This window comes from Ramlibacter monticola, from assembly GCF_016722785.1.
GTDB classification, from domain to species: Bacteria; Pseudomonadota; Gammaproteobacteria; order Burkholderiales; family Burkholderiaceae_C; genus Ramlibacter; species Ramlibacter monticola.
Genome location: NZ_JAEQNE010000003.1, coordinates 422,339 through 436,213, shown reverse-complemented (window position 1 = coordinate 436,213; position 13,875 = coordinate 422,339). Strand labels below are relative to the sequence as shown.

Below are 13,875 nucleotides of genomic sequence, written 5' to 3'. Positions count from 1 at the left end.
CAGGGTGACGCCAGCGGCCGTTGCGGCGCCGCGCGGACTCACCCTGCGGAGTGCCACGGGCGCCTGACCGAGATCAACGACGAATCCGGGCGATGATGTGAATCTCGCCGGTCTGGAGACCGGTGCAAGCCTGGCACCGGCAGCAAGCAAAGGCGAAGCAGGAGGTCCCCATGTCGAAGGAGCAATACAACCAGAAGCGCCGCTCGGCGCACGACGCCGTGAACGAAGTGCGGGATGGCGACGTCATCGTCGTCCCGACCGGCGTGGGCGAGCCGCCTGCGCTGCTGCAGGCGCTGTCGCAGCGGCGGCGCGAGTTCCACGGCGTGCGCGTCGCGCAGATCCTGCCGATCGGGCGCTACGGCTACTTCGACCCGGAGACGGTGGACAACGTGCGGCACATGGCCTACTTCCTGGGCGGTGCGTCGCGGGCCGGCGGCCAGCAGGGCTGGATCGAAACGCTGGGCAGCAACTTCTCGGAGCTGCCGGAGCTGATCCGCCGCGGCCTGACGCCGGCCGACGTGGTGTTCAGCCTGGCCTCACCGATGGACGAGCACAGCTACTTCTCGCTCAGCCTCGGCACCGACTACACCATGGCCGCCGTGGAGCGGGCGCGGGCCATCGTGCTGGAGGTGAATCCCAACGTTCCGTTCGCCCATGGCAACTGCCACGTGCACGTCTCGCAGGTGGCCGCCCTGGTCGAGAGTGAGACGCCGCTGGCGGAGGTGGGCCTGCCCACCATCGGCCCGGTGCAGGAGGCCATCGGCCGCTACGTCGCCGACATGATCGAGGACGGCTCGACGCTGCAGATCGGCTACGGCGGCATTCCCGACGCCGTGGTCATGCAGCTGAAGCACAAGCGCGAGCTGGGTGTGCACACCGAGATGATGGGCGACGGCCTGCTGTCGCTGATCGAATGCGGCGCGGTGACGAACCGGTCCAAGAGCTACCTGCCCGGGAAGTCCATCGCCACCTTCGCCCTGGGCTCGGCGAAGCTGTACCGCTACATGCACCGCAACCCGGGCTTCGAGATGCACCCGGTGGACTTCACCAACGATCCCTGGCTGGCGGCCCGCAACGACAAGCTCGTCTCGGTGAACGCGACGCTGCAGATCGATCTGTTCGGGCAGTGCGGGTCGGAGTCGCTCGGCCCGGTGCCCTACTCCGGCACCGGCGGGCAGACGGACTTCGTGCGGGCCGCGAACCGCTCCGCGGGCGGCAAGTCCTTCATCGTCGTGCCCTCCACCGCCAAGGACGGGCGCATCTCGCGCATCGTGCCCACGCTGGAGCCGGGCACCCTGGTGTCCACCAGCAAGAACGACGTCAACTACGTCGTGACGGAGTACGGCGTCGCCCAGTTGCGCGGCATGACGATGCATGAGCGCGCCCGCGCACTCATCGCCATCGCCCACCCGGACTTCCGCGACGAGTTGCGGGAGCAAGCTGCTCGGCTGCGGCTGCTCTAGCGATTGCGCAGGATGGCCCGCGGTCGACGGATCAGCGCAGCAGCCCGTTGATGCCGTCGACGACCATCATGGACCCCACGGCGACCAGCAAGATGTCGCCTGCGACCTGCACGTACTTGTGGCCGACCGGCACCGGCGGCAGGGCCACGACGATCTGCTGCGGCACGGGGTGCACCACCACCGACGAAGCCAGCGGCTGGCCGACCGCCCACTGCTTCTTCGCCTGGCCGGGCGGCATGCAACCGTTGTTCTTCTTCGCCAGCCCCGGGGGGCACTTCTTGGCCGAGGCGTAGTAGTGGTGGACGGCATCGCGGTTGCCGGCGGTGAAGAAGGCGCCCTGCTCGGGTTCGTGGCCGTCGTGCTTGTCGCCGGAGTGCCCCTTGCCCTTGTTGCCGTGCCCCTCGCCGCCGCCGTGCTTGCCCGCCCATGCAGGCCCGGTGCCGATCAGGGTTGCAAGCCACAGCACGATGGCGCGTCGAGAGTGATGGTTCGTGGGCATGGGATCCTCCATCCAGGCTGCACGAAGAGGCCCGCGCGCAGTTGGCCGGCGCGTTGACCCTGGCTGCCTGAGCGGAAATGTAGCGCCTCGGACGGCGCGCTCCCAAGCCGACCGGCCGCCCGGGAATTCAGAGGCGCAACAGGCCGCGGAAGCCCCTTGCGGCGTAGTAGGACTGCGCTCCGTTGTGGTACACGAAGACCTTCCCGTAACGGCGGTCGCAAAACAGAGCGCCCCCCAGCGAGCGGACGTCCGGGGGCGTGAGGATCCAACTGGAGGTCTTCAGGTCGAACTCATCCAGTTGCTGGAGGTGGCGGTACGCGGCCTCCGAGAGGAGTTCGATGCCCATCGCCGACGCCCGCTCCATGGCACTCCCCTCCGGCTTCTGCTCCTTGCGCGCGTCCAGCGCTTCGCGGTCGTAGCAGAGACTCCTGCGTCCGGCAGGACTTTCGCGGGAGCAGTCGCAGAACAGGAATTGGCGACTCGCTTCGTCGAAGCCGACCACGTCCGGCTCCCCGCGCGAGGCCTCCATCGCGGCGATCGACTTCAGCGCCGCCGAGCGTCCGCGCAACCGGGTCGCGACTTCATTCCATGGCATCCCGGGATGCCGATGCGGGTTGGCATCGAACCGGGCCTGCAATGTCCGCAAGAGGGATTCCTGAATTTGCGTCATGGGTACTCTGCAAAGGGTGGCGCCGGGCATCATTTTGCGCGCCCTTTGGAGAGGTCCGGGACCGGTCCGGGCGACTTCGCGAACAACACGAAGGATATTCCCGGATTGGATATGGCAATTCCAATTCAATTTCCCTTTTCGTGGAACCCGGGGCTCGAAGAATTAATGCGCCACAAGAAGGTTGGCTTGAATTTCCCCGCACGCGGGGCCGCGGCCGACATTTGCGTATTGCCGACCGCGGCTTTTCCAATTCGGACCGTCCCTAGATGGCTACGCGGTACGCCGGCAGCCGATCGGGAAGGGCGGGCAGGGACAGCCGGCGGAACACTTCCGGCAGGTGGACGACCCCGTTGCCGAGCAGCGCGATCCGGTCGGCGGGCACGCCTGCGTGGTTCAGGCGATCGCTGGTCGACTGCTGCGCGACCCAGACCTGCAGGCGCGGGTGGCGGTCCAGCAGGCGGGCCAGCATGAGCGCGCCGGTGGCATCGATGTAGTGGGCCTCGAGCAGGTTGAGCGTGCGGACGCGCCCGTCACCCAGGTGGCGCTCCATCTCGGCCAGCAGGCCGGGGCTGGTCAGGAAGGTGATGGTCTGGCTGACCGCCAGGACCGTATGGCCGTGCTGGTCGCAGACATCCAGGCGCTTGCCATCGAGCATGCGTCGCAGGGCGAGCATGAGCATGAGGGCGACGCCCAGCGGCACGGAAACGGTCAGGTCGACGGTCACGGTCAGCGCCGCCGTGGCGACCGCGAGCGCGCCTTCGACCCGGTCGATGCGGGTGATCGTGCGCAACTCGTGGACCTCGATCAGGCGGCGGGCGGTGAGGAGCAGGATGGCGGCCAACGCGGCCAGCGGCAGCATCCCGATCAGCTTGAACAGCAGGGCCACGAAGGCTGCCAGGCACAAGGCATGGATGGCGGCGGCCGTCTGGTGGGTGCCGCCGCTCATCACGTTGGTGCTGCCGCGGACGATCACGCCGGAAGCCGGCAGGCCGCCAAGGAAGGGCACGGCGAGGTTGGCCAGGCCAAGGCCGAACAGCTCGCGGTCCGGGTTGTGGCGGGTGCCGGTCATCGTGTCCAGGGCCTTGGCCGAGAGCAGCGTTTCGACCGCGATCAGGATGCCCAGCGTCAAGCCGGCCGGGGCAACCGCCGGCAGTTGACGCGGGATGGCAGCGAGAAATCCGGGCGACCACGCGATCCCATCGATCGAGATCTTGTACAGCGCGCCGATGGTCCGCACCGGCAGGCCGGCGTCGGCCAGCGCCACGGCGCATGCCGTGCCGACACCGAGCGCGACCAGCGGCGCCGGGACCCAGCGCGCCACCCGGTAGCGCGACCAGACCAGCGCGCTGGCCAGGGTGGCGGCGAGCACGGCGAGTTCGGCCAGATGGCCCTCGCGCCAGTGGCTCAGCGTGTAGGCGACCTTGTGCAGCGCATCCTTGCCCGGCGCGTCGATCCCGAGCGCCGCCGGAACCTGGCCCAGCAGGATCAGCAGACCGATGCCGGTGGTGAAGCCGACGATGACCGAGTGGGGCATCAACTCCATCAGGCGTCCGAGCCGCAGGCCGGCGATGGCCAGCACGACGAGGCCCGCGAGGAAGGTCGCGGCCAGCAGGGCGCCGAAGCCGTGCTGCGCGACGATGCCGTAGATGACGGTGATGAAGGCGGCGGCCGGACCCGAGACCTGGTAGCGGGAACTGCCGGCGAGGGCGGCGATGAGCCCGCCGACCACGCCCGACACGATGCCGGCCATCGGGTTGGCCCCGGAGGCGATGGCGAAGGCGATGCACAGGGGCAAGGCGACGACGGCGACGATGAAGCCGGCGAACAGGTTGTTCAGCCGGAAACCGGACAAGAGTGCTTTCAAAGGGTCTCCTGGCGAAGGGGAGTGGGATGGGTGCCGAGGAAGGCGGTCAGGCCGCCCAGCGCGTGGCTGACGGCACGTTGCGGGCGCTCAGGCTGCCCGGCGCGTGGCCGGCGGCACCTGGCGCTCGATCGGCACGAAGGCGAGGCGGTCGGGATCGTAGGCTTCGATCTCGCCGCTCTCGATCTCGTAGTACCAGCCATTCAGCTTGAGTTCGCCGGCGGCGACCCGGTGGGCGACTGCGGGATAACTCATGAGGTTGCGCAGGTGCTGGACCACCATGGCCTTCTCGGTGGCGCGCAGGACCTGCTCGCGCTCGGCCCGGCTCCGGAACACCGGGGCGCCCGGGCCGTAGTCGGGGGCGGCCTGGTGCAGCACCAGGTCGCGAACGGAACGGCCCTGCTCCAGCCACTTCCCGGTCAGGACCAGCTCCGGGTTGCTCCTGTCCTGGAACAGCGCGGCGCAGGCGCCGCAGTGCGAATGGCCGCACACGGTGATGTCCCGCACGCCGAGCACGGTCACCGCGTACTCGATGCCGGCGCCGGTGGACGGGCAATGCTGGCTGCCGTTGCACGCCGGGACCATGTTGCCGACGTTCCGGATGACGAAGAGCTCGCCGGGATCGGTGCCGGTCACGGCGCTGGGAATGATCCGCGAATCCGCGCAGGTGATGAACAGCGTGGCCGGATTTTGCCCATTGCGCACGAGGTCCAGGTATTTCTCTCTTTTTTTCCGGAAATAGCCGCGGCGAAAACGGGCGGTGCCGGGAATCAGGGTATCGGACAATTGGCTCTCCTTGCTCTATCGGGATGGGGCCGCCGGGCCTCCCTCCGGGCAATGAATTGAACGGGATCGGAGTCTGAACGATTTTTGGCCGCCCTCCCTGTATCCGGAGACCGTGAAATTGTGGGCATTTGTTGCGGCGCAGCAATTACGGTGTGATTCGATTGTTGCGACGTCGCAAAAATAATGACGGCTAAATGACGGCGGGGAATCGGATATCGGCAATTGGGCCGCGTGGAGCCGGCAAATCGCCCCAATCGCTTAATTCAAATCCGTACTCCGGGAAGTCCCCTTCGGCCTGGCGTCGCCGCCTGGGCCCGCCGATGGACGCGATGCCCGCCGCGACCGGGCCCAGGCGCGCGCGATGAACGTTCGAAACCCGCGCTACCACATTGCCGAGACCCTCTGCTCACAGCTTCGGTGGAAAGACCTGTGGACAACACGCCCCGGACTTCGGCCGAGCGAGTGCCGGCGCGGCTTCCAGCCGCGTGCCGGGTTAATGAGCACGAAAGCGAAAAATGTTCGTTCCTCGCCTGCGGCGGGGCGCAGCGCCGACCGGCGGCGAAGGACCCGCCGAGTCGACGAAGACCACGCATGCAACTACGATGCGGCCAGCTTGTTCAGCCTCTTCTCGACAAGGAGCTTGGTATGGGCTGGTTCTCGAAGTCGGACGAAAGCTTCTTCCTCGCCACGATCGTGCCGAATGGCGAAGGCGCGCGGGTCGGCAAGTTCCTCGGCGTGGTCAATGGCGAGGCGATCATCGGCGCCAACATCTTCCGCGACATGTTCTCGTCGATCCGCGACGTCGTGGGCGGACGCGCCGGCGGCTACGAGCGGGCCCTGTCCGGTGCGCGCGATGCGGCGCTGCAGGACATGATGGCAGCGGCGAAGGAACTTGGCGCCGACGGCATCGTCGGGATCGATTTCGACTACGAGGTGCTGGGCGAGAACAACGGCATGATGATGGTGGCCGTGAGCGGGACCGCCGTGAAGATGGCTTGAGCTTCTCTCCCCGCAGGCCGCACGGTCCGCACCGGCAGGCCTGCGCGCGTTCCTAGCCTGGCCTGCTGCGGCCCCGCAGTTGCAGCACGATCGCGGCGTTGTCCAGTTCTCCCCGCCCCTGCTCCACCGCTTCCGCCAGCAGGGCGGCATGCAGACGCGAAAAGGGCAGGTCCAGGCCGCTCGCAGCCGCGCTTTCGAGCATCAAGCCCACGTCCTTCTGGTGCTGCCGGATGCGCGACCGGGGCTCGAAGTCCCCGGCCACCATCAGGGGCCCCTTCACCTGCGCCGCATCGGAGCGCGCCGGCGTGGCGAGCACGAGGGCGAGGAAGCGGTCCGGCGCGATGCCCAGGCTCTCGGCGAACGCCAGGCCTTCGGCGAACACCGCGCGGTTCAGGCCCAGCACGAGGTTGGTCGCCAGCTTGGCCTTCGCGCCCATGCCGGGACCGCCCACGTGGATGCACTGCGCGGCCAGCGAGGACAGCAGCGGCTGCGCGGCATGCCACGCGTCCTGTTCCGCCCCGACCAGCGCCACGGCCTCGCCGGCGGCGATCTGCTGGCTCGACCCGGACAAGGGCGACTCGATGAACTCCACGCCGCGCGCGCGCAAGCGCCGTGCGAGCGCTTCGAGCTCCGCCGGCGCGCCCGTGGAGCAGTCCACGATGCGACGCACACGGTGGCCGCCCGACAACAGGCCCGCCCCGCCTTCCACCACTTCGAGCACGCCGCGCGTGTCGAACACCGCGAGCAGCACCGTCTCCACCTGCTCGCCCAGGCGCGCCAGCGAAGACACGGTTTCGCCGCCTTGCGCGCGCAAGGCTTCGGCCGCTTCCTCGCGCAGGTCATAGCCGATCGTGCGTCGGCCGCCCGCGCGCAGCCGCGCCGACAGCGCCTGGCCCACGAGACCCAGGCCCACCACGCCGATCGCTTCGCGCTCCATCCCTCAACTCCCCAGCGAGGCGCCGCCGCAGACCTGGATCTCCTGGCCCGTGATCGCGCCCGCGGCCGGCGACAGCAGGAAGGCCACGAGCGCTGCCACCTCCTGCGGCTGGATCAGGCGGCCCATGGGCGTGGGACGCGGCGGCACCGACTGCCGCGCCGGATCCTGCAGCATCTGTGTGTCGGTGGCGGCGGGGGAGACGACGTTGACGGTCACGCCAGAGGGCGCGAGCTCCGCGGCCCAGCTGCGCGCCAGCGCCACCAGCGCCGCCTTCGTCGCGGCGTATTGGCTGCGGCCGGCGGCGCCGCGGGCGACGCGGCTGCCCACCAGCACCACGCGGCCCCCCCGCGCGCGCGCCATGGGCGGCAGCAGACGATCGGCCAGCCGCGTGGCGGCGTCCACGTGCAGGCGCCACATGCGCTCGCCCGCGGCGCCATCGAGTTCGCCCAGCGGCGCAACGCGGAGCACGCCGGCCGCGTGGACCAGCGCCTGCGCGCCGCTCGCGCGCTGCGCCGCGGCGTCGCACTGCGCGGGATCGCACAGGTCGACCGTCATCGCCTCGAAGCCCTCGTGCACGATCTGCGCGGACGCCTGGTCCAGGCCGGTGACCTGCCAGCCGCCGGCCAGCAAGGCCTCGCTGATGGCCAGGCCGATCCCCGAGCTGCTGCCGGTGACGACGGCGCGCCGTTCATTCGACACGGATCTGGCCTTCGGTGATGATCTTCAGCGACTTCGCCATGTCGGCTTCCTGGAACTTCGCGAAGTCCGCGGCCGACCCCGGCTGGAACACGAGGCCCTGCGCGCTGAACTTGTCGCGGAGTTCGGCGGCGATGGCCTTGTTGGTTTCCGCGTTGAGGCGCTGCACGATGTCGGCCGGCGTCTTCGCGGGCGCCCACAGGCCGTACCAGCTGTAGAACTCGTAGCCTGGCAGGGTTTCCGCGACGGTGGGAACCTCCGGCAGGTTGGGAGTGCGCTTGTCGGAGGTGACCGCCACGACCCGCAGCATGCCGCTGCGGTGGTATTGCAGCGACCCGAGGATGGGATCGATGAAGCCCGCGATCTGGCCGCCAATCAGGTCCTGGAAGGCGGGCGCAGTGCCCTTGTAGGGAACCACCATGTAGTCGATGCCGGCACTGCGTTTGAGCAGCTCGGTCGCCAGGTGCCCCGCGGAGCCGATGGAGCCGACCGCGAACGTCAGCTTGCCCGGGTTCGCTTTCGCATAGGCCTGCAGCGACTTGAGGTCCGTGACCGGCAGGCTCTTGTTGATCGCCACCGACAGCGGCGCCTTGGCCACCAGCGCGACGGGCGCGAAGTCGCGCGTCACCGCGTACGGCACCGACTTCATGGTCATGGGCGCGGTGACGAAGGTGGATGCGTTGAACAGCAGGGTGTAGCCATCGGCCTGGGCCTTGGCCACCGCGTCGGCTCCGATCACGCCGTTGCCGCCCGGCTTGTTCTCCACGACGAAGGGCTGGCCGGTCTGCTCCGCCAGCTTCTGCGCCAGCGAGCGCCCCAGCGTGTCGAGCGTGCCGCCCGGCGGGAAGGGGATGATCACGCGCACGGGACGCGACGGATACGTCTGCGCCATCGCGCCCAGCGCGGCAAGGCCCAGCGCGGCGGCGGCAAGGAAGCGGGTGAAAGGCATGTTGTCTCCTGATGGCTCTCGCGCCTCGGGGGCGGTTGTCGCATCTTCCGGGCGCGGCACCATCAGGTCAAATCATGTTTTCTGACGCCGCTATCATTTGGCCTGATATCGAACGGCCATGGACTACCGCCAGATCCAGTACTTCGTCGTGCTCTACGAAGAGGGTTCGGTCACCCGCGCCGCCAACCGGCTGAACATCGTGCAGCCCGCGTTGAGCATGCAGGTGGCGCGGCTGGAGGAGGAGCTGGGACGCCAGCTGTTCGTGCGCAGCAACCGCGGCATGGTGGCCACGGCGCATGCAGCGCAGATGTACGCGCGCTTTCTCCCCATCCTGGCCGAGTTCGAGCGCGCCCGCGCGGAGCTGCTGGAGACCGGCGGCGAGCTGGCCGGCCATGCGCGCATCGGCCTGCCCGCGAGCATCGCGCAGGACGTGCTGCCCGCCGCGCTGGCAGAGTTCCTGGAGCGCTTTCCGCGCGTGACGGTCTCGGTGACCGAGGCCTACAGCGAGGCACTGGTGCAGGGCGTGAACAGCGGACAACTCGACACGGCGATCGTCAACAAGCCGCGGCGGCTCGCATTGAAGGCGGAGCCGGTGCTGGAAGAGGAGTTCGTGCTGGCCACGGGACCGCGGCATGCGCGGCTGCCGGACAAGATCGCTTTGCGCGAAGTGGCTCGCCTGAAGCTGGTGCTGCCCACGCGGCAGCATGGCTTGCGCGTGGCGCTGGAAGGCTTCGCGGATGCGGCCGGCTTGCAGCTGGAATGCGCGCTGGAGATCGACTCGCTGCCGGCCATCGCGCAAGTCGTGGAGCAGGGCGAGCTCGCCACGCTGCTGCCTCGCACCGCATTGCGCAGCAGGCTCGCCGAGGGGCGATTGCGCGCGCACCGCGTGGTGCGGCCCACGCTGGCGCGCCAGCTGGTGGCGGTATCGCATCCGCGCCACCCGGTGCCGCCGCCAGCGGCCAGCCTGCTGGAAGTGCTGGTACGGCATCTGCGCGAACGGGGCGGAGGTGGCAAGCGCGCCTAGCATGCGCGCATTACTGCGAGGACCTTTGCGGCGTTGTACGAGCCGCACGAAGGACGTTCCATTGCGCTACCTCAAGTAACCCCCATGCAACAGTGTGTGGCTGCGCCGCGCCTGCGTCAGTGTGCGGCCGCACCGCGCCTGCGTTACAGCACGGGGTCTGCGTTACAGCGTGGGGAGCATGGGCCCGTATAAACGGCTCCATGATTCATCACGCTCCGATTTACGCCCCCGTTCACGAATCCCCGCGCAAACTTTTCCTGGCCCTGGCCGCCTTGCTGGCGTTGCTTCCACTGCCCCTTTACATCGCGATCCACTACTTCAAGCTGCCGATCTTCGATACCGCCTGGGTCGCCGGCATCATGCCGGGTTGGCCGCTCGCACTGTTCCTCGTCATCCAGGGCCTGCCGAACTCCAGCGACTGACGCGCCGGCGCGATGCTTCCATCGCGCTTCCTCACTCTTCCTCCCACCGCAGGGGCAGCCCTCCTGCAACCCGCACTGCGCGCTCCACCTGGAATCGCAGTGCGCGCAGCGCGCCGGCCCATGAGCCGGCTGCTGCCGCTTCCGGCACCAGTGCCGCGCGGCAGGCGAGATGCAGGCGTTCGCCGCGGCGGAAGTCCAGGAACAGCAGGCCGCAACGCGGTTCCACCTGGAGGTTGCCGAGCGTGTTGAAGAACATGTTGCCGGGGTAGTCCGGCGCCAACAGCGCGCTGTCGGCCTCGACGCGCACGAATCCGGCGGGTCCGCCGCGATGCGACACGTCCACGCCTTCCGCGGGGTCGCGCGAACGCGATGCCGCGGGATGCGCGCTCGCGATGAAGAACGTATCGGCACTCCGCACGATGCGCGCTCCCGCCTCGTCGAGCGCATCGCCCGTGGTGACTTGCACCGGTGCGGGAGAGCGCGTGTGCACCGCGCGCCGCGGATGGATGTACTTCGGGCAATTGCCGAAGCTCTGGCCCACGGCGACCTCGAACGCGCCGTCCTGGTCGCCCACGATCCAGCCGTTCATGCGGTTGCGCCGCCCCGTCTCGGCCTGCAGGCCCAGCAACGCGACGGCAGCGCCTTCACGCCACGAGGGCGCGACGGGATCGCCCGGCAACGCGCGCGCAGCGAGCCGCAGCCGTTGCGGCGTCGGCGAGGAAACGAAGCCCGGTGCGCCCGCCAGCAGCGTGGCCCAGGGCTGCCCCTCCCGATCGAGCAGGCCGGCATACACGACCGGCAGTTCGGCGAAGAACAGCCGATGCTGCTCGGGCATGTGGTCCCGCAGCGCGCGCGCGCCGACTTCCGCCATGCGGGCGGCGATCCCCTCCCGGCGATGCAGTTCCTGTTCGCCGGCGTGCCAGGCCTCGGCGTTCATGCCCATGGTGTTCTCCTGTCGGAAGCAGTGAGGCGATTCTGTTTGCTGCCGCAACCGGAATAAATGGCGCACGACGCAGGACACTGCTCCGATTGGCGCAGTAATATGGGCCGGTGGACAAGTTTCGCGCGATGCAGACCTTCGTCGGGATCGCCGAGGCAGGCAGCCTGACGGCGGCGTCGCGCACGCTCGGCACCTCGCTGCCCGCCGTCGTGCGCTCGCTGGCGGCCTACGAACGCGAGCTGGGCGTGCGGCTCTTCCAGCGGACGACGCGGCGGATCACGCTCACCGAGGAAGGACGCCAGCACCTGGAGCGTTCGCGGCACATCCTCTCCGCCCTGCAGGACGCGGAGGCGGCGCTGCGCGCCGAGGCCTCCACGCCCGCGGGACACCTGCACGTCACCGCCCCCGTGCTGTTCGGCCAGATGTACGTGGCGCCGGTGGTCACCCGCTTCGTGCAGCGCCACCCCGGCATGCGCTGCACCACGCTGCTGCTCGATCGCGTGGTGAACCTGCTGGAGGAAGGGCTGGACCTCGGGGTCCGCATCGGGCGACTGGAGGACTCCTCGCTGGTCGCCCAGCCGCTCGGTGAAGTGCGTCGGGTCGTGGTCGCCACCCCGGCCCTGCTGCGCCGCGCGGGCGTGCCCCGGCACCCGCGCGAGTTGCAGGGGCGCGACTGCATCCGGGTCTTGTCCGGGCGCACCGGCTGGGGCGACTTCCAGGAGAACGGGCGCGTCTTCCAGGTGCCCGTGAGCGGCCCCCTGGAGTTCAACCATGTCTGGCCCGCGGTGCAGGCCTGCGCCGACGGCGCAGGCTTCGGCATGTTCTTCTCCTACCAGGTGGAGCCCCTGCTCCAGCGCAAGCAGCTGCGCGTCGTGCTGGAGGACTTCGAACTGCCGCCGCGCCCGATCAACATCGTGTATCCGCACGCACGGCTGCTGCCGGCCCGCACGCGGGCCTTCATCGAGTTCGCCCGGCAGGAACTCACCGGCTTCCGCCGGGATTGAGGCGAGCGCCGCTACTCCGTCGCGTCCGCGTTGGCCGCCCGCAGCGGGTCCGACACCTCCATCCAGTCCAGGTCGTTCTCCAGCGTGTGGAACGCGTCGTCGCCGATGTCACCGCTGTCACGCATCGCGAGCAGCACCTGCCTGGCGGCGCGCAGGGCGCCGCGGTACGCGCTGTCGTACTCCACGGCGAAGGACGCATGGGGCCCCTCGCCGCGCTGCAGCTGCCCCAGCCGGATCTTCAGGTCCTTGCGCACGAGGTTCACGGCCGGCGCATCCCCGGAAGGCAGCTGCGCGTACGCCGCTTCCAGCATGCGCCGGCGCGCCTCGTGCTCCTCGCGCGCCACGGGGTCGCCGTCATGGAGATCCAGTGCGCGCAGCAGCGACTTCAGCGTGAGGCCCTGGATCAGCAGCGTCCCCAGGACCACGAAGAACGCCGTGACCACGATCAGGTCGCGCGCCGGAAAGTCCCCGGGCAGCGCCAGCGCCGCCGCGAGCGTGACGATGCCGCGCATGCCGGCCCAGGAGATCACCAGCCCGCTGCCGACGGTGGGCCGCAGCATGGGCCGGGGCGGATGGAAGCCATGGCGGCGGTCGCGCCAGCGGATCACGGCGTTGAAGGACATGTGCCAGCCGATCCGCACCAGGATCACGGTGGCGAGTACGGCGGCCGCCACCAGCAGGTACTGCTCGCGTGCCGAGGACGGCAGTTCCACCAGGATCGGGCGGATCTGCAGCCCGATGAAGATGAAGGCGAAGATGTTCAGGGCGAACACCACCGTGGCCCACACCGCGTTCGTCGGAACGCGGATCCGTGCCGGCGTGCGCGCCGGTGCCGTGCGTCCCAGCGTCATGGCGAAGCACACCGTGGTCAGGACGCCCGAGAGCCCGACGTGTTCGGCCACGAGCCACACGGTCAAGGTGCCCACGAACTGCAGGATGATGGCCGTGGGGATGTGCTGCACCTGCTCCAGCAGGCGCTGCACCAGCCAGCCCAATGCCGGCCCCGCGACGAGGCTGCCCAGGACCGCCAGCAGGAAGGTCGGGGCCACCGCCTGCACCGAGAAGCCGCCGGCCGCCACCGCGCCCACGGCGAGCCGGTAGATCAGGAGCGCGCTGGCGTCGTTCAGCAGGCTTTCGCCCTCGAGGATGCCAAGGATGCGCTGGGGCGGACGCAGCGGCCGCAGCACCGCGGTGGCCGCCACCGCGTCGGGCGGCGCGACGATGGCGCCCAGTGCGATCGCCGCGCCCCACGGAAGGCCCGGCACGAGCGCGTGGGCGACGGCGGCCACTGCCGCTGTCGTGAGTCCCACCGCGAAGATCACCAGGCTCACCAGCGGGGCCCAGTTCTCGCGCAGGTCGCGCAGCGAGGCGTCGTAGCCGGCATCCACCAGGATCGGCGCCACGAACAGGGCCAGGACAAGTTCGGGCGGCAGGACCGGACTCGGTGCACCGGGGATGAAGGCCAGCAGCGCGCCGCCGATCGCCAGGAAGACGGGATACGGCGCGCCGGCTCTGCGTGCGGCGGCGGCCAGCAGCACGGCGGCCACGAAGAGGGCCAGGATGTGTTCGAGTTCCCGCACGAGGCGGAGTATGGCGGCGCCGGCCGCGGGAAGGAACCGCGATCG

General features: G+C 69.5%; 14 protein-coding genes. 5 read left to right on the top strand and 9 right to left on the bottom strand.

The genetic code is table 11. From position 1 onward, the window contains the following. The first annotated feature begins 170 nt into the window (after positions 1-170). Positions 171-1,463 carry an acetyl-CoA hydrolase/transferase family protein gene (locus JJ685_RS15545; protein ID WP_201675173.1) on the top strand — a complete coding sequence of 431 codons (1,293 nt, stop codon included), beginning with the start codon at positions 171-173 and terminating at the stop codon, positions 1,461-1,463. Positions 1,464-1,494: 31 nt separating this feature from the next. Here the strand turns inward: JJ685_RS15545 and JJ685_RS15540 are convergent, their stop codons facing one another. The 4 genes from JJ685_RS15540 to JJ685_RS15525 all read right to left on the bottom strand — a co-directional run bounded on the left by JJ685_RS15540 (position 1,495) and on the right by JJ685_RS15525 (position 5,279). Further along, complete coding sequence (locus JJ685_RS15540; RefSeq protein ID WP_201675172.1) at positions 1,495-1,962, bottom strand: hypothetical protein; 468 nt, start codon at positions 1,960-1,962, stop codon at positions 1,495-1,497. A 127-nt stretch (positions 1,963-2,089) separates the two neighbouring features. Beyond that, complete coding sequence (locus JJ685_RS15535) at positions 2,090-2,632, bottom strand: DUF4256 domain-containing protein (protein WP_201675171.1); 543 nt, start codon at positions 2,630-2,632, stop codon at positions 2,090-2,092. A gap of 262 nt (positions 2,633-2,894) precedes the next feature. Beyond that, on the bottom strand, positions 2,895-4,496 hold the full coding sequence (locus JJ685_RS15530) for a SulP family inorganic anion transporter (protein ID WP_201675170.1): 1,602 nt from the start codon (positions 4,494-4,496) through the stop codon (positions 2,895-2,897). 87 nt (positions 4,497-4,583) lie between these two features. Beyond that, on the bottom strand, positions 4,584-5,279 hold the full coding sequence (locus tag JJ685_RS15525) for a carbonic anhydrase (RefSeq protein ID WP_201675169.1): 696 nt from the start codon (positions 5,277-5,279) through the stop codon (positions 4,584-4,586). Positions 5,280-5,924: 645 nt separating this feature from the next. Between JJ685_RS15525 and JJ685_RS15520 the strand changes: the two genes are divergently transcribed. Continuing rightward, positions 5,925-6,278, top strand: coding sequence for a heavy metal-binding domain-containing protein (locus JJ685_RS15520; RefSeq protein WP_201675168.1), 354 nt, complete (start codon positions 5,925-5,927; stop codon positions 6,276-6,278). Between the two features lie 52 nt (positions 6,279-6,330). Here JJ685_RS15520 and JJ685_RS15515 read toward each other — a convergent pair whose 3' ends face one another. From JJ685_RS15515 to JJ685_RS15505, 3 genes are read right to left on the bottom strand one after another with little or no spacing between them, the layout of a single operon-like run. Further along, positions 6,331-7,215 carry an NAD(P)-dependent oxidoreductase gene (locus JJ685_RS15515; protein WP_201675167.1) on the bottom strand — a complete coding sequence of 295 codons (885 nt, stop codon included), beginning with the start codon at positions 7,213-7,215 and terminating at the stop codon, positions 6,331-6,333. Positions 7,216-7,218: 3 nt separating this feature from the next. Continuing rightward, positions 7,219-7,914, bottom strand: a complete 696-nt coding sequence (locus tag JJ685_RS15510) for an SDR family NAD(P)-dependent oxidoreductase (protein WP_201675166.1) — start codon at positions 7,912-7,914, stop codon at positions 7,219-7,221. Then, the gene (locus JJ685_RS15505) at positions 7,904-8,860 is read right to left on the bottom strand and encodes a Bug family tripartite tricarboxylate transporter substrate binding protein (protein WP_201675165.1); all 957 of its coding nucleotides are present in this window, start codon (positions 8,858-8,860) and stop codon (positions 7,904-7,906) included. The genes JJ685_RS15510 and JJ685_RS15505 overlap by 11 nt, the downstream gene beginning before the upstream one ends. Before the next feature lie 118 nt (positions 8,861-8,978). Between JJ685_RS15505 and JJ685_RS15500 the strand changes: the two genes are divergently transcribed. Next, positions 8,979-9,884, top strand: coding sequence for a LysR family transcriptional regulator (locus tag JJ685_RS15500; protein WP_201675164.1), 906 nt, complete (start codon positions 8,979-8,981; stop codon positions 9,882-9,884). 200 nt (positions 9,885-10,084) lie between these two features. Beyond that, positions 10,085-10,306 carry a hypothetical protein gene (locus tag JJ685_RS15495; protein WP_201675163.1) on the top strand — a complete coding sequence of 74 codons (222 nt, stop codon included), beginning with the start codon at positions 10,085-10,087 and terminating at the stop codon, positions 10,304-10,306. Positions 10,307-10,337: 31 nt separating this feature from the next. Here the strand turns inward: JJ685_RS15495 and JJ685_RS15490 are convergent, their stop codons facing one another. Beyond that, a complete protein-coding gene (locus tag JJ685_RS15490; RefSeq protein WP_236599016.1) occupies positions 10,338-11,249 on the bottom strand; it encodes a pyridoxamine 5'-phosphate oxidase family protein in 912 nt (303 codons plus the stop codon). A 107-nt stretch (positions 11,250-11,356) separates the two neighbouring features. Here JJ685_RS15490 and JJ685_RS15485 point away from each other — a divergent pair, with 107 nt between their 5' ends. Continuing rightward, the gene (locus JJ685_RS15485) at positions 11,357-12,250 is read left to right on the top strand and encodes a LysR family transcriptional regulator (RefSeq protein WP_201675162.1); all 894 of its coding nucleotides are present in this window, start codon (positions 11,357-11,359) and stop codon (positions 12,248-12,250) included. A gap of 11 nt (positions 12,251-12,261) precedes the next feature. Here JJ685_RS15485 and JJ685_RS15480 read toward each other — a convergent pair whose 3' ends face one another. Continuing rightward, positions 12,262-13,830, bottom strand: a complete 1,569-nt coding sequence (locus JJ685_RS15480; protein WP_330901778.1) for a cation:proton antiporter — start codon at positions 13,828-13,830, stop codon at positions 12,262-12,264. Positions 13,831-13,875 lie beyond the last annotated feature (45 nt).

Bases quoted from the DNA above. Each gene is read 5' to 3' on its own strand.
- JJ685_RS15490 (WP_236599016.1), bottom strand. From the start codon at position 11,249: ATGGGCATGAACGCCGAGGCCTGGCACGCCGGCGAACAGGAACTGCAT.
- JJ685_RS15540 (WP_201675172.1), bottom strand. From the start codon at position 1,962: ATGCCCACGAACCATCACTCTCGACGCGCCATCGTGCTGTGGCTTGCA.
- JJ685_RS15495 (WP_201675163.1), top strand. From the start codon at position 10,085: ATGATTCATCACGCTCCGATTTACGCCCCCGTTCACGAATCCCCGCGC.
- JJ685_RS15515 (WP_201675167.1), bottom strand. From the start codon at position 7,215: ATGGAGCGCGAAGCGATCGGCGTGGTGGGCCTGGGTCTCGTGGGCCAG.
- JJ685_RS15535 (WP_201675171.1), bottom strand. From the start codon at position 2,632: ATGACGCAAATTCAGGAATCCCTCTTGCGGACATTGCAGGCCCGGTTC.
- JJ685_RS15505 (WP_201675165.1), bottom strand. From the start codon at position 8,860: ATGCCTTTCACCCGCTTCCTTGCCGCCGCCGCGCTGGGCCTTGCCGCG.
- JJ685_RS15545 (WP_201675173.1), top strand. From the start codon at position 171: ATGTCGAAGGAGCAATACAACCAGAAGCGCCGCTCGGCGCACGACGCC.
- JJ685_RS15520 (WP_201675168.1), top strand. From the start codon at position 5,925: ATGGGCTGGTTCTCGAAGTCGGACGAAAGCTTCTTCCTCGCCACGATC.
- JJ685_RS15500 (WP_201675164.1), top strand. From the start codon at position 8,979: ATGGACTACCGCCAGATCCAGTACTTCGTCGTGCTCTACGAAGAGGGT.